Below are 1490 nucleotides of genomic sequence, written 5' to 3'. Positions count from 1 at the left end.
CCCTGGGCGCCGTCGGCGCGGAAGGCCCGGGTGTGGTCGATCTGGCAGGCCTTGCCGTGTTTGCGGCAGCCGGCGAATGGACACACCTCGTCCCGTTTCCGCACCATCCGGGCCAGGTCGGCCGGCGGCGTGTACCGGGTGCGGCCGTAGGAGAGCCTGGCCCCGGTCTCCGGGTGGGTCAGGATCCGGTAGAACGACTTCGCATCCGCGCACAGCTGCCTCGCGGCGTCGGCGGGGATCGGACCGTACCCGTCCAGCGTCGCCGGCTCCTGGCTCAGTCCCAGCAGCGAGAGCACCGGGACGGTGACCGCGGGTTCGGCGTGGATCCCGGCCGCCGGGCCGGCGTCCAGGCCCGCGTGCACGAGCAGGTCGCTGAACACATCGGCGCGCAGCTGCCCGGTCGACCGGGTCTCGCCGTCCTGGCCGCGCAGATGCCGTGCGGCGCGGGTGAGCCGGTCATCGATCGCGGCGGCCTGCTCGGCCGGCAGGTACGCGCTCAGCCACGCCATCCCGTCCGGCGCCGGTTCCACGCCCACGTTCCGGCGCTGTTCCGCGCTGCGGCGGCGCCGGCTGATGGTTTCCGGGTGCGTGCGCTCGCGCAGCCGCCGGGCCTTGTCCCGCAGCGACCGCAGCGACCTGCCCTGCACCCTGGCCAGCAGGGTCTGTTCGAACCCGGCGGTCGCGTCCTCCGGCAGCGACCGGCCCTGGGCGACAATGACCGCGGCCTGCTCCCGGTCCAGGTCCCCGGCGGCCATCGCGGCCAGCGTGGCGGGAAACAGCCGGTGCAGGTCCGCGGCCTGGTCCATCCTGGCGCGGGCCCGGTGCTCTGGCAGGCCGAGCAGGCAGCCCAGCTCCTCGGCCGCGGAGGTCGCGGCCAGCAGCTGCCGCTGCTTCACGGTGGTGCAGCCCGGCCCCGGCGCCGGCAGCTGCGCCAGCGCGGCCCGGCCCAGCCGCGCTTCCAGTGCCACCTCCCGCCCGTCCAGCCAGCACCGCACCCGCTGCACCGCGGCCAGATGCTCCACCGTCTCCTGATACCCCAACCCCTGGGTTCCGGAGCCGGTCAGGGTGGCCAGCAGCACCGCCGGCTCCGCGCCCGCCACCAGCGTGTGAAGGCGTTCGGCGTAATAGTCCGCGTTCGCTTTCGAATCGAACAAACCCTCCGGCAGCCAGCAGCCCTCGGGCAGGTTCGGCAACTCCGCGAACTCCGCCGGGACAGGACCCACCCCCGGCGGCCGGTCGGCACCGTCGTCGTCGAGCTGCCAGGCCGCGAAGTCCTCCCGGTACGCCCGGTTCCCCTGATCGAGCTCCTCCTCCGGGGCCGGCGGGATCTCCAGCCCCGCGTACGGGTCCGGGCCCGGCTCGAACACCGGCTCCGCCCACCGCTCCGGCGCCGGCACCGGCTCCGTCCGGGCCGGCTTCATCCGCGCCAGAATCAACGCGATCGCCGCCTCACGCTCCTCCTGCGACGGCAACCGCCGGCCCTTCCCGGA

General features: G+C 74.8%; 1 protein-coding gene. It reads right to left on the bottom strand.

Annotated elements, in window-relative coordinates:
- A partial coding sequence (locus tag AC5RWX_RS33210; RefSeq protein ID WP_494100416.1) for a DUF222 domain-containing protein occupies positions 1–1472 on the bottom strand: 1472 nt, incomplete at its 3' end.
- Positions 1473–1490: the final 18 nt, after the last annotated feature.

Source organism: Arthrobacter sp. SPT-J7 (genome assembly GCF_059089965.1).
Note: the sequence above shows the minus strand (reverse complement) of the source record. Positions and strands in the feature narration are given on the sequence as shown.